Genomic DNA, 22946 nt, shown 5'->3' on the forward strand with positions numbered 1-22946 from the left:
GCGTCAAAGACACAGCGCCCCCGTCAAAGCTGCCGAGATCGCGAAGCGATCGAGGCACGAGCGACGAAAAACCCCGCACGCTCTCCCCAGACCGAAGCCACACCCCGCCACATTGCCCCCGGGGGGGCGCCGCCGAGCCCGCCCCTCACTCGGGCTCGGCGGCGCGGCGCGTCGCGACTGTTGCGCGGCGCTGGCGGCAGGCAGGCTGCCACCTTCTCGATGGTCGTAGCGGCCACTCCTGCGCGAGGAGCGGCGATGTTAGTGCCGCCGGGACGGCATAGCGGAGGCGGGCCACATCGTGCACGCCTCGATACCGGCGCTGATTTTATCGGCAACGTTCCCACGCCCCAGCACCGCGGTACGAGGTGATTTCAACACCGTTGGGACAGCGCACCTGTATTCGCCCCGCCACGGCCTTCGCTCAACTGAGCGCCGGTAATGCTGTAGTTCGGGCGTTATGTCGGTTTGGTGCGCACCGTGTCCGCATAGGGGCATGGAATCCCTTTCGGTAGCCAGGGGCTGTTGCCCAAGAGGCTGCTCGGTCACTACTTATGATGGATCGAATAATTCGTTTCCCTCAAGTGCCTTGACGAATTCGGTAGATAAGTCCGTTCCCTCTAAACTGCTGAGCATGAAGCGCCAGCAAGCCCCCTCGATCCGTAGCCGCAAGCTTGCCGCCGAGTTGCGCCGCCTGCGCGCCAACGCCGGCTACACGACGACTCAGGCAGCTAAAGAGTGTGGTTGGCCCCAGTCGCGGCTATCGAAGATGGAGCTGGCCCAACAGCAGGTCAAGCAGGCTGATCTGACGAAGCTGTTGGATATCTACGACGTGAAGGATCAGGACACCCGCCGTGCCCTCAGCGAGCTTGTCAGGGGAGCCGGCAAGCGAGGCTGGTGGATGCGCTACAGAGACGTGCTGACCGACGCACTTCCGGATTTTGAAGCTGAGGCCAGTGCCATCAGGGCCTATGAGTCCCAGGTCATCCCAGGGCTGCTACAGACCCCTACCTACGCCGAGGCCGTTTTCCGGGGAAGCGATGTCCACGATGACATGGAGATGAAGCGCCACGTCGAAGCGCGAATGCAACGGCAGCAGATCCTGACCAAGCTCTACCCGCCGGTCTTTTCCGCCGTCATAGACGAGGCGGCGGTCGTACGTTTGGCCGAGGACACATCCGTCCAGATCGAGCAGTTGCGGCACCTGTTACACATGGCTAAGAAACCGGACATCGGCATTTATGTCTTGCCATTCTCCGCAGGGATGCATGCCGCCACGCTAGGTTCATTTATGATTCTGGACTTTCCAGCGCCGTTCTATGCGAGCATTGGCTACGCGGAGACGCCCACCTCCACCGTGTGGGTGGAAGGGGACGAAGATCTCCGACATTACAACGCTATCTGGACGAGCGCGCAAAACGCCGCGCTGACACCGGCCGCGTCGGTGCGTTTCATCACCGAGGCCATGAAGACGATGGAAAGCCGCTCATGACCGACTCTACCGACCAACTCACGTTCTTCACCTCAAGCTACAGCGGGGCTCGCAACAACTGTGTAGAGGTTGCCTACGTCCCGTCGTCTGTTCCCGCCGGGAGCGGCGACGACCGGGACAAAGGTGTTGGTCCCCTTGGTGGCGCCGCTGTTCGCGACTCCAAGCACCCGCACCGGGGGGCGCTGTTCTTCGGAGCAGAGGAGTGGGATGCCTTCCTTGGGGCCGCCCGGCACAACCGGCTCTAACGGTTGTCGTGAGAGTTAAAGAAGAGTGGGGCCCTGGCTTCCCTTCCAGGGCCCCACTTTCTCGTTTTCCTCGGCGGGCTCCTCTCCTGGAGTGACCGTCCGTCCCGCCGCTTTCAACAGGAGTGTTCACTCAGGGCGCGGTTGATGAAGCGCATGGCCGCCTCAGCGGACTCGGCCCGCCAGATCGCCAAGGTGCGGTCGAAACCGGAGCGCTCTGCCGCGGATTGCTGGCGCAACCCCGCGACCACCGGTACGAGGTGCTCGCGCTGCGCCTGGAGCAACGGCACGGGGTCTTCACCGGAGCGGTCGAGCAAAGCGAGCTTGAGCAGAAGTTCTACGCGTACGTCGCGGACGTGGTCGACCGGGCGGTACAGCCACTCGCGCAGCAGGTGGTTGCCCGCGGCGGTGATCGTGTAGATGGTGCGCTGCGGCCCGAACTCACTGTCCTCGAACCCGGCGACGTCGGTCAGCCCTCGTGCGGTCGTTGTGGCCAGCGCTCGGTAGATAACGGTGGGAGGCAAAGACCACACTCGGCCGATCTCACCACGTGGTCCCAGCAGTTTGGCGATCGCGAAACCGTGCCGCGGACGCTCTGCAACCAACCCAAGCACAGCGAATTGTGCCGTTGTGGGGCCTTTTGGGTCTTTTGTCATTAGATCGCTAACTCTGCGTGGTTACGTGGTGCCGTCAGCAGCCGAAGAGCTGCACAGGGGTGGTCACTCTCCGATCGTTGACCGTATACACGAGCCTGTTTAAGGATGTGAGCCATTCGCCGTCTCTTGGCTGAAGCGCCAAAGGGTCACATCACGGGATGCCTCATGGACTGCGGCGCTCCGGCCGCGGTCCACGCTGCGCTTGTTGTTCGGTAGTGAGGGGGCCATCCTACGGCGAGTGCTTGCTCGCGACATTTTTTGTTAACTTTGTTTTTTATTTTGTGATGATCCGCGACCTTAGAGGGACCGGAGCACCATGTCCGTTGGAGGGGAAGTGACAGTGGTCGAGATAGAACACTTCGCGTACGGACTATGGACCCCGGTCCTCGCTTACACCGTCTCGTGCATCGGGGCCCTGGTCGGGTTGGTGATGGCCGGCCACGTGCGCTCAAGACGCGGCTGGCCCCGAGCCGGCTGGCTGCTGGGCGCGGCGATCTCCATCGGCTGCACCGGGATCTGGGCTATGCACTTCATCGCCATGCTGGGTTTTCAGGTCACGGGCATGGTGATCCGCTATGACATCGTGCTCACCATCCTCAGCGGCATGCTCGCCGTGGTCGTCGTCGGTGTGGGGTTGACGATCGTGGCCTTGCGCCCGCGCGGGCTCGGCCCGCTGCTGCTGGCGGGCCTGATCACCGGCCTGGGAGTGGCCAGCATGCACTACATGGGCATGGCCTCCATGCGGATGTACGGCACGATGCACCATCTGTGGAGCTATGTCGTCGCCGCGATTGTCATTGCGATCGTAGCCGCCACCGCCGCGCTATGGGCCGCCCTTCACCTGCGCAGCGGCTGGTTCCCCGTCCTGGGGGCGAGCCTGCTCATGGGCCTGGCCGTGAGCGCGATGCACTACACCGGCATGATGGGGATGCGCGTTGCAGAGACGAGCACAACGGCCGGACCAGGGCGCGTGCCAGAGGGAGCCGAGGCCATGGACTTCTTCCTCCCGCTGTTCGTTGGGCTGATCCTGCTCACGCTCGTATTCGCGCTCCTGGCCATCCTCACCCCCACCACACCGGTGGTCCCTGTAGCCGAGGAGCGCCGGCCGTCCGCGGCGGCTCAATCCATCTTCGCCCCGGCCCGGACCAACGGCGGCAGCCACTCCCCTGGGCCCCGCGAAAGCTCACCCTCGGCCACCGCCTCACAGAACAGCTCGAACGCCAGCGAGCGCCACCGCGGGTAGAAAGCGTAGGCGCCGGCGAGCCGCAACCGTGCCGCTGCCGTGTAGGCCGCGATACGGCGTGAGGTCTCGCTGTCGGGACACAAGCCCTGCAAAAACGCCGAGCGCGCCGTTTCGGCCCGGGCAGGGGAGATCACCCCTTGCCGGCGCCGCAGGTCGATGCTCACCAGTGCACCAGCCGAGTCGAGAGCGGGTTCCCCCAGGGTGAGCCCCTCTGGTGAAACCAGGCCCAGACGTCCCGTCGTCGAGTCGAAAACGTAGTGACGGTCCCCGCAGTAGCGGTGCACGGGTGTCGGGGGCTGCGGTCGCTCCTGGTGCAGTCGCGCCAGGGCCGGATCGGGGGCGATCTCCGGGAGTAACGCATAGCGCCATGCTGGACGCAGCCGCTGTAGGACGGCCTCGTGCTCGTCTGCTGCGGTGTGCTGGCCGAGTTGGGCGGTGTCGGCCTCGCTGAGGCGCATGGTGTGCAGTTCGGCGAGGCCGCGTCCAAGCCGGTGCCAAACGTCGGCGGGGTCGTCGCCGCGGCGGGAACGCTCTAGCTCGAACAGTGATTCTCCCGGAAGCGTCGACCAGGTGGTGGCTCCCATGGTGTCGTAGCCGGTCAATGTGGGGACGGTGAACGTGCTTCCCGCGTAGTGCGCCGCGCGACTCGCATAGGCGACCAGCGCCGGCGCGTGCTCGGGCTGTACCACCCGTGCGTAGCCCTCCGGCAGTCGTACCGTCGCCCGGCACTCCGCTCGATGCGCCAGCAGTTCGGCACCGTCAGTCTGCACCAACCGGCCTAGCGCGGGCAGCCGGCCGTCCGCACCCGTCGGCTGCACGAGCACGCCTATGTGGGGCAGCGACAGCGCCCCCGGTGTCCGTGCCGCCGCGTCGGCCAAGCGCCGGCGGTCGGCGAACCACTGCCCGGCGAGCAGTTCACCGGTGGGGGTCTCCCACTCTGTCAGTGCGTGACCGGTGCCGCGTGGCCAGGCCCGGCGCAGCCTCATCCGTTCGCCTGTGCTCGGATGGCGGATGCTGTCGGGGACAAAGGCATCGGTCATGGGGGAACCCTCCGGGGGCACGGGGAGAGGACAGCGGAGGTCGTCACAACGTCGCGCACGCCCGACGGTGGGACTCCTGCTACAGCGGTCCCACCAACCGACGCGCACATCTGTTGAGTTACGTTACGGGTACCACTAGTAGCCGTCTTCGGCGGGGGTGGCAAATTGCCAGGAATCGAGGCTTTGGAGGCTACTCACGCTGGGTGGGGGATACGAGCGTTAGGTCCGGATTTTCGCTTCTTCGATGCTGTCCCGTGAGGGTGCGGGGTGGCGCGTGGTCAGTGGTCAGGGGCGATGCGGGGGTAGCCGGCTACCGCGGGTTTCTCGCGGCTGCCCTTACGCCAATGACCGCCAGCGGCAACGGCCGTGGCTACAGCCGGAGGGGCCGATCCAGAAGCGACCACCGCTTCGAGGCGCGCTCCCGCGAGGCGCGGAGAGGACGACGGTCACGGCACCCGCTATCCGTGCTGTTCCGGAGAGGAGTCCTTAAGGGCGCGGTAGGCACTCTTGTGCTGCAAATAGGATATAAATCGAGGTACATGCCCATCAATACCGCGAGATTGACACTTGGGAAGAGCAGGCAGATACCTCAATATATGTCGCTGAGGCGCAGCTAACCGATTTCCACTCCGAGGGTCGTCCTGGTTTCTGGTGACACTGTTTTCCCACCTCATCGGGCGTGCGCTGTGGTCGTGAACAGCGGAGAACCCATGCCTTGCCCCCCGCTTTTGGGTACCGCCCAATCTGGTGGTGAGCGCATTGTCTCAGCCATTGGACCGCGCGGGAACGCGGAAGCGGGATTGCACGAATAATCTTTCGTGGGGGCGCGTGCACCAGAAAAGAGCCGAAGCCCTTGGTCTGGCTTCGGCCGGCACCGCACAAGTTCTTACCGCAACAGCGTTAGCCAAGACATCACCGCCCGTCAGCCCGGCGGTGAAAGCCCAGGTCTTGGCGCATCTAAATGATTTGGCGCCGCCCCGCCGTCTCCCTGCTGGCAGGAATCACCAGGCAGTGGTTATACCGCGAGGCTGAAAGTGTGATTCCTCTGCGAGGGGCAGCCCAGCGGATAATCAACGCTTCCGAACCCCGATGTTCTCTAGAGAAGTCGAAAAGTGATCGGTGCCACGGTGGAACCGCTCTTCCTGAGTGGGATCAAGGGGCGTATGCCCAGGTAAGGACTGGTGTTGAACCGTCACATGCGACACGGATTACACCGTCTGGCTATGGAAAAAAGAAACCACCCCGGATATGCTTAAGACAGCGTATGATTAACCTAGCTCGCATAGGTGCTAGATTGTCGGTGTTTGCGGCGTGGCGCTGATACCAGGCCCCTTGAAGGTTTCTTTGGCCTTTGCGGGGTGGGTGATTAGACGCTGTTTTCACGTGCGTAACACAGGGTCATTGAGGTGAAACTCATGTCCTTTACGCTTGACGTCATCGCTGAACGCGATGACAGCGCTTCTCAGAGGAAGGAGGCGGATATGGTCCCGACGATGATGCTCGTAGCCGACGGCTCGCAGGACACGCATCGCATGGAGGCCCTGTGCGACCTCGCTGACGCAGTCGCATCGCGCAACGAAGCTCCGGTAGCGACTGCTTTTGAGCCTGGGCAGGAACTCAACAACACGATCGAGTCGATTGACGGCCCACTTGTGGCGGTCCCCGCCTATCTGGCGGGGGGCGACCTCGCCAGTGCGGAGCTGTTCTCCGAAGTCGACCTGGACAACCGGTTCGACGCCTGCGCCACGTCCCCGCTCGGTGCTGTCCCTTCCATTGTCGGCGACATCGCGCGCCGTCTCGACGAGGCGGGATGGCAGCAGGGTGACGGAGTGGTCCTGGCGGCCGACGGAAGCCCCGACCAGGAGGGGCGCCAAGAGGTGACCGCCGTGGCACGCATGTTGAGCCGGCGCGTCCACTCTCCGGTGCAGGTGGCTTATGTCAACGCTTGGGCACCTTCGGTGGCCGATGCGGTCGAGCGGCTGCGCCGTCATGGCCAGCAGCGCGTAGCGGTCGCCGCATGGCAACTGCTACCCAGCGCCGATGATGAGCAACTGCGCGAGTTGGACGTCACGTCCGTGACGACCCCCCTGTGGCCGGCCGGTCTCGTCGTTGACACCTTGCTCGCCCGGCACCGGGCCGCCGCGGCCCGACTGGCAGCCTGACCGAAAACCGTGCGCCGCAATGGCGCGGCGACCCCCGTGAGATGGCACAGCAGATGTCAATGAACGAAACAAACGACAATAAGGGCATATCTGTCCTATTGCCGACGAAGCGCCAGTGGGGTGGTTCCGGGGACGCGGAAGGGCATCGGCACATGGCCGAAGCCCCTCCGCGTTCCCGGCCCGCACGCCCTCAGGTGCTGGTGACTGGGGAGAGGTGGCCGCACCGGTCACCTCGCGACGGTCGCCGCCGCCATTGTCGCCTTCGTCGCATCCGATCCCACGCGCCAGAGCACCGCTGCTCTCGGGAGCGTTCACCGGCGTCTTCGCCGAACGGCGCCGGTGGTCACTGTCGCTCTCGTACTGAATTCGGCCGGTTTGCCGTATCGGGAACCGGTAGGCGTTTGGGCGGTAACGGTGTCGCCGGACGTATCTGGTGGGGCCGCGGCTGTGTCGCCTCCCGGACTTATCGAGGCTGCGAGCCGGTCGAGCAGAGCTGCCAACCGGCAAGTAACGCCTCACTTATCACATTTCAATTATCCAGCAAAGTCTTTCCCGTTGGGTGTGAAATGCGACATCGCGGGCAGAAGACACACGAAATACCACACAGCGGTCTGTACAGAGTGGACACATGGGCAAAGTCATAACGCAGTTGGTGGATGACCCACAGCGAGAGCGCCTAGAACGACGTTTCGGGAGTGGGGCCCAAAGCTGGCTCGACTCTCTCCCGGCCCTCCTGGACGACCTAGCACGGCAGTGGAAGCTCACCATCGAGGGGCCGGCCCCCCACGGCAAAACGTCGGTTGTGGTGCGCTGTCGCCGTGAAGACGGAGCGGTGGGGCTCCTCAAAACCTGCCCGGAACCCGCCATCCTCGGCACCGAAGCCCGCGTACTGCGGCTTTGGGAGAGCACACGGCGCGTCCCCATGATATGGGAGGTCGACTCCACGCGAGGCGGCCTGCTCATGGAGTTTATCGAGCCCGGCCACAGCGCCCTCGACGTAGGCAAGCCTGTGGCGATGGAGGACATCGGCGCGCTCATCGCTGACTTGCACGCCGCCGACATCTCCGCCGACCAACTCGACGAGCTGCACCCGCTCCAGACGCGGCTGCAATTCCTCTACAACTCCTGGGAGTACCTCCGTGCCACGGGGCCCGCGGCCGATGTGGTGCCACCGGTGCTGCTGCACCGAGGCCACGCGCACGCGCGTGCGCTGGCCGCCGCCGAGGACAATGTCGTTCCCCTCCACGGCGATCTCCACCCCGGCAACGTTTTGATCGGCGAACCCGAGCGTGGGCTCGTCGCCATCGACCCGCGCGCCTGCGCCGGTGACGCCGCCTTCGACGGCATCGACTGGGTGCTTTGGCAGGTTGAAACCGTCGAAGAGATCCACCACCGTGCGGCGGTGCTGGCTCCGGCCATCGGCACCTCCACCGAACGGCTGCTGAACTGGTGCCGAGCGCTAGCACCCATCCCCGCTATCGACTTCGCCAACCGTGGCCAGACCCACCACCCGACGTTCGCCGCTCTGACCGACTTCATCGAACGCTGACCGCTGCTGCCTTAACCCACGTTTCCCGCGCTTGCGCAGCCACCTTCCGCGGGTCCTGTCGCGTCCCGTTGCCTAAGCGGTGACGCCGACGGCCCTGCCCCATGGCACCAGTGGTGCCGCGCCGGCCCGTAGCGCCGTGGTGCGCGATTGTTCCACTGGGCGAGGCGCTGTCCCCTGGCGTTACGGCGACTGCTTGCGTCTACGACGCCAGGGGGCGGCGTCCGACACGGTTGGCGCGAACGCAGAGGAGCGTGTCTGCCTTGGCCCGCCAGCACCAGCGTCGCAGGCGCGGTCACCGGTTTCCACTACCGGTGGCCGCGCCCCGCGAAATCACCCCACAGCGCGGTGGCGTCATCGTGGAGCTTGCCGCGCTCCACGCCATGGCGCCGCTCCTGCTCCCGTACCCAGGCGATCACCGCCGCCGGCCCGGATTCGGCCAGCCGGCGCCAGAGGTCCCGCCACCTGTAGCCGTAGTGGTCGACCAGCCGGGTGCACCCGTCCGTCAGCAGCGCAAACCGGCCCTCCTCGGCGCGCACGGAACCGGTGACCGCTTCTGCGGCGGCCTGGGGCGACGTGCCGGCCACCCAGAACCCGCCGGGTGCGTTGCGCGAGGCCCGGACCAGTTCCGCCGAGTAGGGACGCCCGCCCGGAAGGTGGTCCAACCGGGTGTCGGAGAACGCGGTGACCGCCCCGTCCGGGCCGGGCACCAGGACAGCGGAGTCACCCAACACGAGATAGTCAAACCCGGTGTCGGTGCGCCGTACCAGCGCCACCGTTGACGACGGGCTATCGGGGTTGCCGAGGTCGCAGGTGGCACGGTGCGCCTCACAGGTGCACTCGATGGCGCGGGCCAACGCCTCGGACAGGGACAGCCCCGCTTCCGGCAGCAGGAACCGGGCCAGCCCCGCGGCGAGTTGGCTCACCAACCACCGGACCCCGTGGCGACACCCGTTGTCCACTCCGGGCGGGGCCGTCGCCCCGTCCAGCACGAGCGCCCACCCCGGGCCGGTCATGGCGAGATCCTCATTGTGCTCGCCGTCGCCTTGCTCGCTCGCGTAGGCAATAAGCACGATCGCAGATTACCCCGTGTGCCCCGCCCCCGCGCTCGCGCGTGGCGGGCGAAGCGCCTCACCCGGCGTGGCCCCGGGGGAGCGCGCTCGCCCTACGCTGCTGCCGCCGCCTCCATCTGCTCGATGAGACCTTGCGGCAGTAGGCGGCTCTCGCCAAGGGTGCGGCTGAGCGGGCGGACCAGTTCGGCCAGTCGCCGGCAGCCCTCGTCACCGATCGCGGCGTAGGGCACTAGCGCCAGCTCGTCGGTGCGCTCCTCCACAGCCGCGCGCAGCCGCTCGCCCGCCTCGGTCAACGTCACGGTCTCGCCCTCGTCGAAGCGGACCAGCCCGCGTTCGGCGAGCGCGGCGACGGCGCCTTCCCAGTCCGCGTTCGACCAGCCGCGGCTCTTGCGCATCCACTTCGTGCTCCACTGAGTGGCAGTGGCATGGCTGACCAGCGACTCCACCGGGGCCAGGCCCGCGTGCATAAGGGCGACGATATGGCCGTCACCGCGGAATTCCCGCAGCAGTGTCTGGGCGTGCCAGAGCACCAGATGGGGCTCGCTCGGCCAGGCGAGGGCAGCGTGGGCCGCGAAGAGGGGGCGCCCGTGGACGTGGCGGGTCGCCGCCATGGCGGCGCTTTGGGCCAGCTCCGCAGCGGTCGCCACCGTGTCCGACGCCACGACCTCATCACCGAGAAAGTGGCGCAGCGCCTCGTCGACGGCGCGGAGCCGAGCCGCGAGTACGGCCTCGGGAGTGGTGATCTGCCAGATTTTGGGGATCACAGCGCCGACGAGCTCGGGGTTGAAGCTGTAGAAGGTCGAGCTGACCACCTCGGCCGAGGTCGCCCCCAGCGCCGCTGAGCGTGCCGCGAAGTACCCCATGGTGCGTGGGTCCAGCCCTAGCGACTCGTAGCCGGCGGCGGCCTGGGGAGCGAAGTAGGAGAAGGCGTGCAGCGGTTCGACGGCGCTCCACGCCGCGCGCGCTGCACCGCGGGAGGGGAGAGCGGGAGAGGGAGTCATGGGGGCTTTCCATCCGTTATCGAGACGTGAAATGTTACTGGATAGTAACTCATGGGGTCGGATTCAGGCCAGGGTGGAGCTCAGTCTCTCGGGGCGGAGCCGCCTTCAGTGGGCCGGCGTGCGTTCGTGTTCGGCTGCGTTGACTGTGGCCGGTTCGCGGGAGAGGGGGACACATGGCCCATATGAGGCAGAAAGTACTTTTGCGGCTTATTTTTCTTTCTGCTTAAAACTGTCATATGTGTAGAGTGTCCCTTGTGTTGATATTGCTTTCATTCGGGGGGAGAGTATTTCGTTTATGTCGTATTTGTTTTGTTGCTGTTGGGGTGGCTCGGGTTATGCGAAGATCTTTCGGAAAATTAGTTAGTCCAGCGGGGTTTAGTATGCTTGGAGTGGGCGATGTAATTACCCGCAAGGGTGGCGGTGATAGAGCTCTTGCGGAGAGTTGCACCTACCGCCCCTGCATGTGCATATAACAGTGAAAGGAAGTTCCGCAATGGTCATGGGTGTCAAGGAGCGTCAGCGGCTCGACGAGCGTTTCGCGCTGTGGGACGTCAACGGCGATGGCCAGATTGACAAGTCCGACTGGGAGGCCGAGGCCCGGCGCATTCTCCAGAATCTGGAGCAAGACGAGTCCTCAGCCAAGGCGCAGAAGCTCATCGACGCCTACCTCGGAATGTGGGACCACTTCTCGACTAAGGCCGGAAAGGAGGCTCTTAACGTTGAGGAGTTCGCCCAAATCGCTGAGCAGGACATCATCGCCGGTGGCGAATCTGGGTTCGACCAGGTCCTGCGCCCCACGATCGGCGCTATCGCCGACCTGCTCGACATCGACGGCGACGGTCAGGTGAGCCCGGCCGAGTTCGACCGCTGGATCGAGGCCATCGGCGTGCAGGAGCCCACCCCCCAGGAGATCTTCGCGCAGATCGACACCGACGACAGCGGGCTGCTGTCGGTCGACGAGATGGTGGCCGCCGTTCGCGACTACCACATGGGTCGTAACGACATCCCCTTCCTCGGCCGCTAACCCCCTGACAAGGGCGGACCGTTCGAGGGGCCCGGGGCCTTGAGCGAGCTCCCCCGCGTTGAACGCGTGTTCCGGTACTGGCGCCGGCACCAGTACCGGGCATCTTGGCTAGGTTCTGTTTTTGGAAAGGGCGGCGAGAGCGGGCGGTGGGCACACGCGGGTGAGCGCGTCCGCCGGCGCTTCGCGGGCCGGCGAGATCGCGCAGCGATCGAGACACGAGCCAACGAAGACCCCCACAGCCCCCACCCCAGCCGTTCGAAAACCAGAACCTAGGCGCGTGGAACGAAGCGCACCGCAACCTCCGGCTGTAGCTCAAGGTCGGCGCCGCTCACCGGTGCGTCCGTGTGGATCAGCACGTTGTAGTGGTTGGGGATGTGGCAGGCGTCGAACCCGAGCACGGTCCCCAGATGCCGGTCGCCGAGCCACACCTCGTCGCCGCGGTCGATCACCCCGCCTCGGGTGATTTCGGCGAACCCCACGAACCCCACCCGGTCGATCCGCGTCCCGGAGGCCGTCGCCGTGTGGTCGGTGGTCACCAACTCGTGGACCTCACCCGCGCTCACACACCGCGCGGCGTGCGGTTCGAGTGTCATCCCCCGCTCGTTTCGGCGGTGCAGCAGCACCTTGACAACGACACCGGCCACCGAGCGTTTCGGCCCGTTCTCCCTCGCCGCCTCGGGTGAGACCAGCACCGCCGACATGCCGCCCTCCTGCGTGGTCGTCTCGTTCGACCCCATCGTGTTCTCTCCTTTCCCGGTTGCGCCGCCTCCCGGCGCGGCCTCACCAGCCACCGGAGGGCACCGTCATCCCGCGACGCTGCGCCTCGTATGCGGCCTCGACCAACTCCAGCGCCGCCAACCCACCGTCGGTGCCCGCACCGGGCGCACCCGCGCGCACCATCTCCTCGAAGCGGCGCACGATGCCCACGTACTCGTGCCACAGTGAGCCTTTGAACGCGGTGTGGCCGCCGAGCATGTCGGCGCTGTCGGTCGTGCCGTCGCTCAGCCTCACGTGCACGTCCTTGCGCTCCCCGGGATAGGACCAGTCCAGTTCCACCCGGGCTTCGCCGCCGTCGTGTCCCCGCAGTTCCACCGTCGCCTGCCGGTCGACTCCGCTGGCGTCGCGCGTCACCGCGGCGGCCACGACCTGTACCTCACCGAGAATGTGTCGAACGAGGTCGAAGGCGTTAGGGCCGTTGTCGGCCAGGCACCCGCCGCCACAGCGCGCAGGGTCGAGGTACCAGGCGTCGCGCCCCACGTGCTCCTCGATACGTTCGAGATAGTTGACCGTCACTGTTTCGATCGCCGATCGCCGGTGGTGCAGCCGCTCGACCAGCGCCAGCACGGCGGAGTTGTAGCGGCGGTGGAACGCGGTGAGGAGCGCAACCCCGCTCTGTCGCGCCTGCTCCACCAGCTCCGTTCCCTGGGCGGCGCTGATCGCCAGCGGCTTTTCCACACACACCGGCAGCCCGGCCGCGAGCGCGTCTCGGCACACGGTGGCGTGGGCGTCGTTGGGCACGGTCACGATCACCGCATCGACCTCTCCCGAAGCCAGCATCGTGCGGTGGTCGTCGTAACAGGGAACACCCCCGGCGACGGACTCCCGTGCCCTCAGGTCGCGGTCGCACATCGCCGCCAGCCGCACCGACGGAATCCGCGTCAGCGCCGCCACATAGAAGCGGGAGATGACCCCGAGCCCGACGATCCCGATGCGCAGCGTGGTCATCGCCGGCCCTCCAACGTCTCGGGGGCGGCTAGCCCATAGGTGGCCGCGACCTCGTGAATCTCCTGGTACAGCGGTAGCGGCAACGGTACCCCCCAGCGGCGCCGTTCGATCGCTCGCTGCGCCTCGTGCCAGCCGGGATAGCGCACTGGCTCGCCGTCGTGGCTCGGGGGGCACGCGAGCACCGTCTCGAACAGGGACACGGCCGCTTCCGCGGCTGCCGCCGCCGGGCGCAGGGCTGCCGGCGCGAGCGCGGCGACGAAGAAACCGATGTCATCGTCGCGTCCCCCGGGGCGGCCGTCTCCCGCGAGTGCTTCGGGCTCGGGCCCCATGCCCGCCCCTGATAGGACCGCCGCGAGCACTTCCACGGCCAACGCCAGCCCGAAACCTTTGTAGGTGCCGACACTGCCCCCCAGCCATTGCAGGTGGGCGTGGCCACGATCGAAGGCGGCCGGGTCGGTGACCGGGTTTCCCGCGTCGTCGGCGAGCACGCCGGCGGCGATCTCGTGGCCGGCCCGAGCCGCCTCGCGAATCCGGCCGGTGGGGGCGGCCGTGGTGCTCATGTCGAGCACGAAGGGGTGTCCCTTGGCGGCCGGCGCGGCCACGCTGAGCGGGTTCGTGCCCAACAGTGGTGTTCGACCGCCGGGTGGGCGGGCGATGCGCTGCCGGCCGCAGTTGGCCGCCACGATCCCGATCATGCCGTGTTCGGTGGCGCGTCTAGCGTGATAGCCGGCGCACCCGAAGTGGGTGGCGTCGCGGACCGAGACCACCCCCACGCCATAGCTGGCGGCCCGTTCGGTCGCCAGATCCATGGCCTCGCTGGCTGTGTACAGTCCCAGTGAACGTTGCGCGTCGATCAGCACGCTCGCTCCCCGGTCGGTGACGATCCGCGTCCGGGCGGTGGGGTCTGCCCGTCCGGAGTCCAGCAGCGGCAGGTAGAGCCGGGTGAGGTTGCGCAGCCCATGGGAGTCCATGCCCGTGAGGTCGCCGTAGCACAGGGCCTGCGCCGCGGTGTGGTCACGGTCCTCGTCCAGGCCGTGAGCGGCGAAGACCGCGGCGGTAAAGGAGAGGAGACGCTCGTAGTCGACGGCTACGGTGGATGGCGTTGCCGGGGTGGGCGGATCGGCGGCGAGGTGGTTCACGATCGCAACTCCGTTCTCTCGTTCGTGGTCGCTTCGTTGGGGGTGGCTGTCTGGCGCGCGAAGCCCACCAGGATGTCGCTGACCGCGCCCGCGAACGCCTCCAATTCGGCGAGATCGGCGTACTCGCCGGCGGCGTGGGCGTTGTTGTCGGCCAGGTCGCCGGGGCCCAGCACCGCGGTGAACGTGTCGGCGACCTCGCCCATCCAGATCGCGTCGCAGGTGAACGCCGGCTCGGTATCCGGCCACGGGGCCAGGCCGGCTGTCGAGCCCAGCAGCGTGTGGCCCCACGTCTGAGTGCTGCGCAAGGTGGGGAGCCCGCGTTTGAGCCATTCCAGGTGGGTGATGCGCCCCGCCTCCCGCGCGGTCAACACCAGGTGGGGGGTGTGCTCGAAGCGTTCAGTGAACGCGACAAGCCCGGAGGCGAAAGCCGATTCCAGCGTTGCCGCCATGCGCTCGCCCACTTCCGAGACGGGGTACGCCAGGTTCACCAGCAGCTCGCCGGTGCCGTAGACGCGGTTGTGCAGCGGCCCCGTCCGCAGGCCGGCCACACAGACGGTTCCCTCGCCGGCGTGCGGCGCCATCGCCAGGCCCAGGTGCTGGGCCAGGAAACCCAACAGGACACTGGCGTTGTGGCCGCGCTCGGGACGGTCGTCGATGGAGTCGCGTCCCGCGACGGTGACGCGCGCGGTCATGGCCGCAGTGCAGTGGGGCAGGTAGCGCAGGCCCGTGGGCTCGCAGAAGATGTTGAGGGCTCCGGTAAACCCATGGTCGACGAGGACGCGCGTACCGAAGGTCCCCATCGCGCCCCCTTCCTCACCCGACACCGCCTGGATGAGCACCCCCACACGGTCGCCGATGGCCGGTTGGCGAGCCTTCGCCGCCCGGACCCCGGCCAGCAGAGCAACGGCCGGCCCTTTGGCATCGATGGCGCCACGGCCGTGGAACCGTTGGCCGTCGAAGCGCGCGGTCGCCATACCCGCCACGGTGTCGAGGTGGACGTTGAACATCACCGTTTGCGCCGCGGGGCGCGGCGGTCCCAGGCGCAACACCAGATTGGGCTGGTCGTCGAGGAACCCCGGAGTCGTGGCCACAGCGCGCCGCACGGCCAGCGGGACACGCTCGTCGTGCATGCGCTCGGGGGCGGCGGCCTCGTGGTGGACTGCCGCGAACCCCAGATGCGTAGCCGCTTGGGCGTAGCTGCGCTGTGCCTGCCACAACTGCGGCGCCGTCTCCGGCTCCTCCAGCGGGCCGGTGGTGGGCGTGTCGAGGAGCCGCAGCAGCAGGTCACGCTCGCTCGGTAGCAGGGGAACCGGGCTCACCGCGCCCCAGCCCCCCTCAGACCGCCCGGAACCGCCGACCAGCCCGGCAGCGTCGGCAACACGTCCTCGACGACCAGCCGCTCAAGGGCGCGTCCGCAGGCCACAAAGCCCTCGTGGGGGGCGTGCGCGCCCCGGTGAGCGGTGTCGGCAGCGAGCCCCTCGTGGGGGCGCACCGCAATATGGGGCTCGATGGACCAGGTGCCGCTGAAACCGTGGTCGAGGAGCAGCCGTAGGCACTGCGCCACCTCGGCCTCGCCCGCGCCCGCCGGAGTGTAGACGGGCTCGGCTTTATCCCCTCGGGCGTCTTTGACGTGCACGTGCGCCACATGGTCGACGATCTCGGCCAGTACTGTCAGCGCCCGGTAGCCATAGGCGACACCATTGCCGATGTCGAACAGCAGGGCCAGCCCCGGGTGCTGCGCGGCCAGCTCCAGCATGCGTTCGGCGTGGCAGGCCGCCCAGCCGCTACAGTTCTCGTGGACGAGGGTGACGCCGGCCTGCTCGGCGCGTTCGGCGAGCTCGCCGAGTCGCCACCGGGCGCGCCGCCCCCACTCGCGTTCGTCCAGGCCACCGGCGGTGTAGGACATGACGCGGATATAGCGCGCCCCGAGTCTGTGGCAGCGACGCGCCAGCACGTCGAGTTCGGCCACATCGGGGGCGAAGTCAGCGGTCACCGGCCGGGACCAGTTCCCGATCCCCGAGGCTAGACAGGTGACCGCAAGCCCACGGGCAGCGATCGTCGCGGCGACGCGCTCGAACTCGTCGTCGGAGACCGCGGCGACGGGAACTCCGTCGAGGGTGCGCAGCTCGATCGAGGTCCAGTTGAGCTGTTCGATCGCCGCCAGTTGGGTCGCCAGGCTCGCGCCGGCCTCGTCGCCGATGCCGGCGTAGCGGACGCGAAGCTCGGTGCCGGAGCTCTCCGCGGCCGGCCGCGGGGCGCTGTCAGACATGAGCGGGCAGTCCTTCCGTGGGGGAGGCGGCGCCAGCGTGCTGTACCGCCACAGGGGGCGCGCTCGCGCACAGGGTCTTGGCGGCCGTGATCAGCCGCACCACGTCGGAGTGCCCGGTCAGTCCGTCACCGGCGCGGCCGGTGGCGTAGCGGTCGTAGACCCGCAGCAGGAACGCGGTGAGGGCGTCGTCGGTGAAGAGTTCGCGGCTGTCGTGGCCCGCGCTGCGGGTGCGCAGTTGCGCGGTGTCGTCGGCGTCGCTACACGGGTAGTGCCCGGTGAGGGTGCCTTCCTCGAACTCCAGGGTGATGCGGCGCTCGCGTACGGGAGAGGTCAGATCGGAGGAGATGTCGGTCCGGACTCCGCTGGCGTGCACTAGCGACAGGTGAGCGCCTCCCATGGCGGGCACCCGGGTGCCGCCGAATACCAGGTCGCTCCAGGAGGCGTCGAGGAGATGGGCCCGGCCGGCCAGGTCCAGAGCCAGGCGCAGCGAATGCGGGATCTCGACGTCGAAGGCGGTGGGGTGGTCGCGGCGGTGGCGCGACCGCTGGAAGCGGGGCTTGTGCTGGACGATCGACATGGACCGTAGCGCGCCCAGGTCACCGTCGCGGATCGCTGAACGCAGGCGTTCGGTCAGTGCGCTGGCCAGCCAATGCGCCGTCACCGTCAGGTCGAGGTCCCACCGGCGGCGCAGCCGCAACACGACGTCGAGCCCGAACAGGTCAGTAGCTAGCGGCTTCTCCACGAGGATACGGCGAAACCCCAGGCCGGCGAGTTCGTTGAGGGTGCTGGCGCGCGCATAGGGCGGGGTGCACAGGTGGACGACCGTGCGGCTTGGATCGATCGTCGCCGCCGCCTCGGCCAGGGAGCGCACCAGGGTTACACCCGCCGGCGGTGGTGGGGTTAAACGGCGGTCGAAGGCGAGGATCGGGTGCGCGGAGAAGGGGACGGCGGCGCTGTGGTCGCCGTCCGCGCTAGCAGCCAGGGCACGGGCCCGTAACAGTGTGGGCAGGTGCAACTTTCGCCCTGAGCGTCCCAACCCGACGATGAGCGTGTGGAGCATGCGGACTCCGGTTACCTTCACAGAATTTTTTATTCGTGACCACTGGTAGGAACGGCCAGAAAGAGGAATGGGGGATTTCCGGAGGGATGCTATCAGTTGAAACGTTCTCGCATAGCGGCCTTATAGTGACGGATCGGGCGAATTTGGAATGATGGAGTTGTTGGCCAGCTCGTGCCGTTCGACGGGGGTGCGTCGTTGTCGAGGTGAGGTTGTGGGCTGGGATAAGCCACAAGAAGAGCAAAAAGGACATAGGTAACTCATGTTACTTATGCCCTCGTTTTATGAGATTCACCATCGACGCGTCACTCATTTTGGGGAAGTTGGGTTTCCGGCGCCTTATTTCCGGCTATCGTCAAGAAGTGGCTGCCGAGTTGTAGATAACGACGCCATTTTCGGGCGTAGTCCCCTCACCGTGCCCGATCCCTTCTGACGAACCGAGCTGTCTTTGCCGTCAACCAAAGGTGCGTGACCATGCACGAGGTGCCGTGTTCTTCCGCTGTGGGCATCGACGATCCCCCCGAGGGCGGCGCGGTCCCGTTCTTCACCCAGGCGACCTCGTTCGCTGACCTGTGGCCCACCGTGCGCGCCCACTGTGATGAGGTCATCGACCGCGGCAAGTACTCCCACGGCGGCAAGGTCGCCGAGTTCGAGACCGCCCTGGCCGCCTGGACCGGTGCCCGCCATGTCATCGGAGTCAACTCCGGAACCGACGCCCTCGTCCTGTTGCTGCGGGCCTGTGGCCTAGAGCCGGGAGACGAGGTCATCGTGCCGGCGTTCAGCTTCATCGCCACCGCCACCTCGGTGTCGCTGGCCCATGGCCGGCCCGTCTTCGCCGACATCGAGCCCGACTCCTACGCGATCGACCCCCGCCGCGCGCAGCAGGCCATCACCGCCCGCACCCGCGCGATCATGCCCGTCCACCTCTTCTGCCAGATGGCCGACATGGCCGCGCTCGACGGCCTCGCCCGCGAGCATGGGCTGACCCTCGTCGAAGACAGCGCCGAAGCCATCGGCATGCGCTGGAACGGCACCCACGCCGGTCTGCTCGGCGCCGGCGGAGTGCTCTCGTTCTTTCCCACCAAGACGCTTGGGGCCATCGGGGATGCGGGCGCCATCCTCACCGACGATCCCCACGTGGCCGAAACCGCTATGGCCCTGCGCCACCATGGGCGCGGTGGCCGCACCCTCGACCATTTCCCCGGCATTTCCAACCTCACGGTCATCCCGGGCACCAACAGCAAGATGGACGACTTCCAGGCGGCGGTCCTCCTGGCCAAGCTCGCCCACCTTGAACACGCGATCCAGCGCCGCGCCGACCTCGCCGCGGCCTACACCGAACGGTTGGCCGATGTGCCCGGCGTGCGGCGGCTGCCCACCGCGGTCGCACGTCCCGTTCCCACCGACCCCGTGTTCTACGTCTACCTCGTCGAGGTGGCCGACCGCGACGCCCTCACCCGCTACCTCGACGACCACGGGGTGGGCACCGAGATCTACTACCCCACTCCGCTGCACCTCCAGCCCTGCTTCGCCGACCTGGGCTACGGTCCCGGCGACTTCCCCAACGCCGAAGCGGCCTGCGAGGTGAGCGTCGCACTCCCGCTCCACCCCGACCTCACCATCGGTCAGGTGGACCGGGTATGCGCCCTGATCAGTCGGTTCTACTCGGAAGGTAGGCGTGCGTGATCCCTTTCTTTCCCCCCGACCTGTTCGAGGACGAACGCGAAACGCTGCTGGAGACGGTGCGCACCGTGGCCACCGCACCCGAGCAGCGGTTCATCCTTGGCTCCCACACCGCGCACTTCGAGGAGCGGTTGCGCGACCACTTGGGGGCCGCCGACGTCGTCGCCTGCGGCAGCGGCACCATGGCCCTCAGCATCGTGCTGCGGGCCATGGAGGTGGGAGCCGGCGACGAGGTCATCGTGCCCGCCTTCGGCTGTGCCCCACTGGCCAGCACCGTGATCGAGGCCGGGGCCACCCCGCTCTTCGTCGACATCGACCCCTGGACGATGGTCCTCGACCCCGATCTAGCCGAACAGGCGGTGACCAGCCGCACTACCGCCCTGATGCCCGCGCACATGTTCTCGGTCATGGCCGACATGCCCCGCATACGCGAGATCGCGCAACGGCACGGCCTGCACCTGGTAGAGGATTCCGCCGTGGCCCAAGGCGGCTCGCTGTTGGGGCACCCGGCCGGGCGGTGGGGCGACGCCGGTGTCTTCTCCTTCGTGCAGGTGAAGACCTTCGGCACCGCCGGTGAGGGCGGCGCCGTCGTCACCGACACTCCCGAACTCGGCAGACTCGCCCGGATGCTGCGCAACCACGGCCAGGACGGCCGCACGCGGTTCACCCACCACCGGATCGGCTACAACAGCCGCTTCGACGAAATCCAGGCCGCTTTCCTCACCCATCGGCTGCCCACCCTCGACGATCGGCTCCAGCGCCGTGCCCGCATCGCCGCCTACTACACCGAGCGCTTCGCCCCCTTGGCCGAGCGCGGCATCCAGCCGCCGCCCCCCGACGGCGACGGGCGGTGCTACTACGTCTACTCCCTGCTGGCCGAGCACCGCGACGCGCTCCGCGACCACCTCGCGGCCAACGGCGTCGCCAGCCACGTCTACTACCCCCGCCCCCTACCCCACCACCCCGCCTTCGCCGCCTTCGCCCCCGAAGGCGCGCGCTGGCCCAACGCCGAACGCGCCAGCGCGCGCACGCTCGCGCTGCCGATCTTTCCGCACTTGACCGACGCCCAAGTCGAGCACATCGCCGACACCGTGTGCACCTTCGCGCCCGCCGCCCACGAGACCACGGCAGGAGCAACACCGTGACCGACGAACTGTCCCCCGCCCCGCCCGCCGCCCCCGCCACCTCCCTGCGCGAGCGGGTCAACGCCTACGCGCGGCTGGCCAAGCTCGACATCGTCGACTACTACTTCGGACTCGCCGTCGTCTGGTCGCTCCTGCCGGCAGCGGCGTGGTTCGACCCACGCACCATCGCCGTCTTAGCGCTCTTCCTCGTCGGTGAAGTGCTGCTCGTGGCGGCCATGACCGCTTTCGACGACGTCACCGGCTACCGCGACGGCAGCGACGCCGTCAACTACGGCCCCAACGCCCCGCTACGCCGCCTCGTGCGCAAACCGCTGCTCGCCGGCACCCTTACGCAAGCCCAAGCCGTGCGGTTCGGCTGGCTCAGCGCCGCCGCCACCATCGTCGTCTGGGGCGGTGCCGTGGCGCTGGCGCCGCGCCAACCGCTGTGGGCCGTGGCGGTCATGGCACTGTGCCTGTTCTGTTCGGTGCAGTACTCGTGGGGGCTGCGGATCAGCTACCGCGGGGCCCAGGAACTGTTCCTGATCGGGCTCGGTGTGGGCCTGGTCACCGCCCCCTACGGTCTGCTCGCCGGCGGCCTTGACGGATTCGTGCTCGCCCAAGCCGTCATATTCGGGTTCGGTCCCCTGCTGTTCGGGGTCTTCTCCAACACCAACGACATCGAGGGCGACGCCCGGGTCGGCCGTCCCACGGTCGCCGTCCTGGCCGCCCGGGCAGGCAAAAACGGCCGCAACGCGGCCTTCATCGCCGCCGTGTGCGCTGCTGAGACCTGCGTCATCTGGGGTGCTGCCGCCGTGGGCGTCGCCCCGCTGTGGTTTCCCCTCATCATGGCGCCGGTCACAGCGCTGCGGGTGGGCCAGCTCCTCATCGGCTTCCGCTCCGGCGACATTCTCCGCGCTCGCAACCTGGGCATCCGGACCCACCGGGTGAGCGTGGTCCTCCTCATCGCCGCCAACCTCACCGCGACACTGTTGCCGGGAGCCGCCGCGTGAGTACCGAGCGCGCCGAGTTCGACGTCGTGATCGTGGGCGCAGGGCCAGCCGGGCTCGCGTTGGCCCACACCCTTAGCCGGACCGGGCGTCGCGTACGGGTCCTGGAGAGCGCCGACGCCGTGGGCGGGCGGATGCGCACCCTGCGCAGCGATGGCTACCTCATCGACACCGGCGCCGAGATGATCGCCAGCGCCGGCTACCCCGCCACCTGGAGCCTGATCCGCGATCTCGGACTGTCCACCGCCGAAGTGCCGCGCGTGCCCCACCCGATGGCGCTATGGCGCGCCGGCCGCTCCCACCCCCGGGTCGGCCATCCGGCCGGTCTGCTCACCGGAGCCGGACTGAGTGTGGCGGCCCGGCTCGACCTGGCACGGCTGCTCGCCTGGGGGACACGCGAACGCGCCCGCTTCGACCCCGAACGCCCCGCCCATACCCCGGTAGGGCACCTGAGCGTGGCCGAGGCACTGCGCTCCTACCACCCCGAGGTGGGGGAGTACCTCGTCAAACCGCTGGCCGCCGGTTTCTTCGGCTGGGACAGCGCCACCACCGCCGCGGCACCGGTATTGGCGCACCTGTTCGCCACCGGCGGCGCGGCCGGGTTGCGCACCTACCGCGACGGCATGGACACCCTCGCCCGCCGGCTCGCAGACCAGCTCGACGTGGTCACCGGGTGCCACGTGCGCGAGGTCGCCCACCGCCATGACGCCCACGGCCGGCCCGTGGGAGTGCGGGTGAACTACGACGGCGGCAGCCTCGACGCCGAGCGAGCCGTGCTCGCCGTGCCGGCCCCGGTGGCCACTCGGCTGTACCCCACGGCGCCCGCCGATGAGCGGGCCTTCCTCAAGACCTGCGACTATGCCCCTATGCTGCGGATCAGCCTCGCGTTGGATCGCCCCTTGGCAGTGCGGCCCGGCCGCGGCGACTTCGCCACCCTCATCCCCCACACCCACGACACCGAGCTAGCCGTGGTCACCGCTGACCACCGTAAACACCCGGGGCGTGTCCCCGAGGGCCGGGGCCTCGTCTCGCTCATCCCTACCCCGGCCACGACCAAGCACCTCCTCGCCCAGCCCGACTCCGTCGCCGTGGAACGCCTGACCGCCCGCGCCGAACGCTACGTCCCCGGCCTGCGCGCCGCGCTGGTCGCAGCCACGGTCCACCGCTTCCCCCACGGACTGCCCGAGGTCACCCCCCGTGCGCTGGCGCTGCATACCCAATTCACCACCCGCCCCGTGCGCGCCGTCGACTACGCCGGCGACTGGCTCGCCCTGCGTCCCTGTAGCGAGGGAGCCTTCTCCACTGCCCAGACCACGGCGGCGCGGGTGTGCGAGCCCGTCACCGACGCCGTGGCGGTGCCGGGCGGGGGACGCCCGTCCTGAGCAACGCCGTGCCAGGGCGGCACCCCCGCTCTGGCCAACGGTCCACCACCCTGCCGACCATGTCACGCGACCCGAGGAAGGAGA

At 67.8% G+C, this 22946-nt stretch carries 19 protein-coding genes; 10 read left to right on the forward strand and 9 right to left on the reverse strand.

Annotated elements, in window-relative coordinates; all coding sequences use genetic code 11:
- Positions 1-631: 631 nt before the first annotated feature.
- Both ABD848_RS21380 and ABD848_RS21385 read left to right on the forward strand, forming a co-directional pair.
- Entirely contained in the window at positions 632-1489 is an 858-nt protein-coding gene (locus ABD848_RS21380; RefSeq protein WP_344975658.1) for a helix-turn-helix domain-containing protein, read from the forward strand.
- Positions 1486-1734 carry a DUF397 domain-containing protein gene (locus ABD848_RS21385; protein WP_344975661.1) on the forward strand — a complete coding sequence of 83 codons (249 nt, stop codon included), beginning with the start codon at positions 1486-1488 and terminating at the stop codon, positions 1732-1734. Before ABD848_RS21380 ends, ABD848_RS21385 begins: the two co-directional genes overlap by 4 nt.
- A 113-nt stretch (positions 1735-1847) precedes the next feature.
- Here the strand turns inward: ABD848_RS21385 and ABD848_RS21390 are convergent, their stop codons facing one another.
- On the reverse strand, positions 1848-2387 hold the full coding sequence (locus ABD848_RS21390; protein WP_344975664.1) for a PadR family transcriptional regulator: 540 nt from the start codon (positions 2385-2387) through the stop codon (positions 1848-1850).
- A 316-nt stretch (positions 2388-2703) separates the two neighbouring features.
- Here ABD848_RS21390 and ABD848_RS21395 point away from each other — a divergent pair, with 316 nt between their 5' ends.
- The 3 genes from ABD848_RS21395 (at position 2704) to ABD848_RS21405 (ending at position 8381) form a co-directional block, all read left to right on the forward strand.
- Positions 2704-3630, forward strand: a complete 927-nt coding sequence (locus ABD848_RS21395) for an MHYT domain-containing protein (RefSeq protein WP_344975667.1) — start codon at positions 2704-2706, stop codon at positions 3628-3630.
- Between the two features lie 2521 nt (positions 3631-6151).
- A complete protein-coding gene (locus tag ABD848_RS21400) occupies positions 6152-6832 on the forward strand; it encodes a sirohydrochlorin chelatase (RefSeq protein WP_344975670.1) in 681 nt (226 codons plus the stop codon).
- A 628-nt stretch (positions 6833-7460) separates the two neighbouring features.
- Positions 7461-8381: an aminoglycoside phosphotransferase family protein gene (locus ABD848_RS21405; RefSeq protein WP_344975673.1), complete on the forward strand. Its 921-nt coding sequence runs from the start codon at positions 7461-7463 to the stop codon at positions 8379-8381.
- Positions 8382-8686: 305 nt separating this feature from the next.
- On the opposite strand, the gene ABD848_RS21410 is transcribed toward ABD848_RS21405, so the two are convergent.
- Together ABD848_RS21410 and ABD848_RS21415 are read right to left on the reverse strand one after the other, a co-directional pair.
- Positions 8687-9451 carry a protein phosphatase 2C domain-containing protein gene (locus ABD848_RS21410; protein WP_344975676.1) on the reverse strand — a complete coding sequence of 255 codons (765 nt, stop codon included), beginning with the start codon at positions 9449-9451 and terminating at the stop codon, positions 8687-8689.
- Positions 9452-9543: 92 nt separating this feature from the next.
- Positions 9544-10452: an SCO6745 family protein gene (locus ABD848_RS21415; RefSeq protein ID WP_344975679.1), complete on the reverse strand. Its 909-nt coding sequence runs from the start codon at positions 10450-10452 to the stop codon at positions 9544-9546.
- 493 nt (positions 10453-10945) lie between these two features.
- On the opposite strand from ABD848_RS21415, the gene ABD848_RS21420 reads away from it, so the two are divergent.
- Positions 10946-11476, forward strand: coding sequence for an EF-hand domain-containing protein (locus ABD848_RS21420; protein WP_344975683.1), 531 nt, complete (start codon positions 10946-10948; stop codon positions 11474-11476).
- 269 nt (positions 11477-11745) lie between these two features.
- On the opposite strand, the gene ABD848_RS21425 is transcribed toward ABD848_RS21420, so the two are convergent.
- The 6 genes from ABD848_RS21425 to ABD848_RS21450 are packed head-to-tail and all read right to left on the reverse strand — an operon-like array spanning position 11746 to position 17690.
- Positions 11746-12213 carry a DUF6917 domain-containing protein gene (locus ABD848_RS21425; protein WP_344975686.1) on the reverse strand — a complete coding sequence of 156 codons (468 nt, stop codon included), beginning with the start codon at positions 12211-12213 and terminating at the stop codon, positions 11746-11748.
- 43 nt (positions 12214-12256) lie between these two features.
- Positions 12257-13201: a Gfo/Idh/MocA family protein gene (locus ABD848_RS21430; protein WP_344975689.1), complete on the reverse strand. Its 945-nt coding sequence runs from the start codon at positions 13199-13201 to the stop codon at positions 12257-12259.
- On the reverse strand, positions 13198-14340 hold the full coding sequence (locus ABD848_RS21435) for an Ldh family oxidoreductase (RefSeq protein ID WP_344975693.1): 1143 nt from the start codon (positions 14338-14340) through the stop codon (positions 13198-13200). Before ABD848_RS21435 ends, ABD848_RS21430 begins: the two co-directional genes overlap by 4 nt.
- On the reverse strand, positions 14337-15659 hold the full coding sequence (locus tag ABD848_RS21440; RefSeq protein ID WP_344975696.1) for a M20/M25/M40 family metallo-hydrolase: 1323 nt from the start codon (positions 15657-15659) through the stop codon (positions 14337-14339). Before ABD848_RS21440 ends, ABD848_RS21435 begins: the two co-directional genes overlap by 4 nt.
- Entirely contained in the window at positions 15656-16609 is a 954-nt protein-coding gene (locus tag ABD848_RS21445) for a sugar phosphate isomerase/epimerase family protein (protein ID WP_344975699.1), read from the reverse strand. Before ABD848_RS21445 ends, ABD848_RS21440 begins: the two co-directional genes overlap by 4 nt.
- The gene (locus tag ABD848_RS21450; protein ID WP_344975702.1) at positions 16602-17690 is read right to left on the reverse strand and encodes a Gfo/Idh/MocA family oxidoreductase; all 1089 of its coding nucleotides are present in this window, start codon (positions 17688-17690) and stop codon (positions 16602-16604) included. The genes ABD848_RS21445 and ABD848_RS21450 overlap by 8 nt, the downstream gene beginning before the upstream one ends.
- Before the next feature lie 450 nt (positions 17691-18140).
- Here ABD848_RS21450 and ABD848_RS21455 point away from each other — a divergent pair, with 450 nt between their 5' ends.
- From ABD848_RS21455 to ABD848_RS21470, 4 genes are read left to right on the forward strand one after another with little or no spacing between them, the layout of a single operon-like run.
- The gene (locus ABD848_RS21455) at positions 18141-19352 is read left to right on the forward strand and encodes a DegT/DnrJ/EryC1/StrS family aminotransferase (RefSeq protein WP_344975705.1); all 1212 of its coding nucleotides are present in this window, start codon (positions 18141-18143) and stop codon (positions 19350-19352) included.
- Positions 19349-20494: a DegT/DnrJ/EryC1/StrS family aminotransferase gene (locus tag ABD848_RS21460; RefSeq protein ID WP_344975708.1), complete on the forward strand. Its 1146-nt coding sequence runs from the start codon at positions 19349-19351 to the stop codon at positions 20492-20494. The genes ABD848_RS21455 and ABD848_RS21460 overlap by 4 nt, the downstream gene beginning before the upstream one ends.
- On the forward strand, positions 20491-21483 hold the full coding sequence (locus ABD848_RS21465) for a UbiA family prenyltransferase (RefSeq protein ID WP_344975711.1): 993 nt from the start codon (positions 20491-20493) through the stop codon (positions 21481-21483). Before ABD848_RS21460 ends, ABD848_RS21465 begins: the two co-directional genes overlap by 4 nt.
- Positions 21480-22862: a protoporphyrinogen/coproporphyrinogen oxidase gene (locus ABD848_RS21470; protein WP_344975714.1), complete on the forward strand. Its 1383-nt coding sequence runs from the start codon at positions 21480-21482 to the stop codon at positions 22860-22862. Before ABD848_RS21465 ends, ABD848_RS21470 begins: the two co-directional genes overlap by 4 nt.
- Positions 22863-22946 lie beyond the last annotated feature (84 nt).

This window comes from Salinactinospora qingdaonensis, from assembly GCF_039539445.1.
In the GTDB taxonomy this organism is placed as follows: domain Bacteria; phylum Actinomycetota; class Actinomycetes; order Streptosporangiales; family Streptosporangiaceae; genus Salinactinospora; species Salinactinospora qingdaonensis.

What these genes read in the sequence shown, in the direction of transcription:
- ABD848_RS21380 (WP_344975658.1), top strand. Translation starts at nt 632, where the DNA reads ATGAAGCGCCAGCAAGCCCCCTCGATCCGTAGCCGCAAGCTTGCCGCC.
- ABD848_RS21385 (WP_344975661.1), top strand. Translation starts at nt 1,486, where the DNA reads ATGACCGACTCTACCGACCAACTCACGTTCTTCACCTCAAGCTACAGC.
- ABD848_RS21390 (WP_344975664.1), bottom strand. Translation starts at nt 2,387, where the DNA reads ATGACAAAAGACCCAAAAGGCCCCACAACGGCACAATTCGCTGTGCTT.
- ABD848_RS21395 (WP_344975667.1), top strand. Translation starts at nt 2,704, where the DNA reads ATGTCCGTTGGAGGGGAAGTGACAGTGGTCGAGATAGAACACTTCGCG.
- ABD848_RS21400 (WP_344975670.1), top strand. Translation starts at nt 6,152, where the DNA reads ATGGTCCCGACGATGATGCTCGTAGCCGACGGCTCGCAGGACACGCAT.
- ABD848_RS21405 (WP_344975673.1), top strand. Translation starts at nt 7,461, where the DNA reads ATGGGCAAAGTCATAACGCAGTTGGTGGATGACCCACAGCGAGAGCGC.
- ABD848_RS21415 (WP_344975679.1), bottom strand. Translation starts at nt 10,452, where the DNA reads ATGACTCCCTCTCCCGCTCTCCCCTCCCGCGGTGCAGCGCGCGCGGCG.
- ABD848_RS21420 (WP_344975683.1), top strand. Translation starts at nt 10,946, where the DNA reads ATGGTCATGGGTGTCAAGGAGCGTCAGCGGCTCGACGAGCGTTTCGCG.
- ABD848_RS21425 (WP_344975686.1), bottom strand. Translation starts at nt 12,213, where the DNA reads ATGGGGTCGAACGAGACGACCACGCAGGAGGGCGGCATGTCGGCGGTG.
- ABD848_RS21430 (WP_344975689.1), bottom strand. Translation starts at nt 13,201, where the DNA reads ATGACCACGCTGCGCATCGGGATCGTCGGGCTCGGGGTCATCTCCCGC.
- ABD848_RS21445 (WP_344975699.1), bottom strand. Translation starts at nt 16,609, where the DNA reads ATGTCTGACAGCGCCCCGCGGCCGGCCGCGGAGAGCTCCGGCACCGAG.
- ABD848_RS21455 (WP_344975705.1), top strand. Translation starts at nt 18,141, where the DNA reads ATGCACGAGGTGCCGTGTTCTTCCGCTGTGGGCATCGACGATCCCCCC.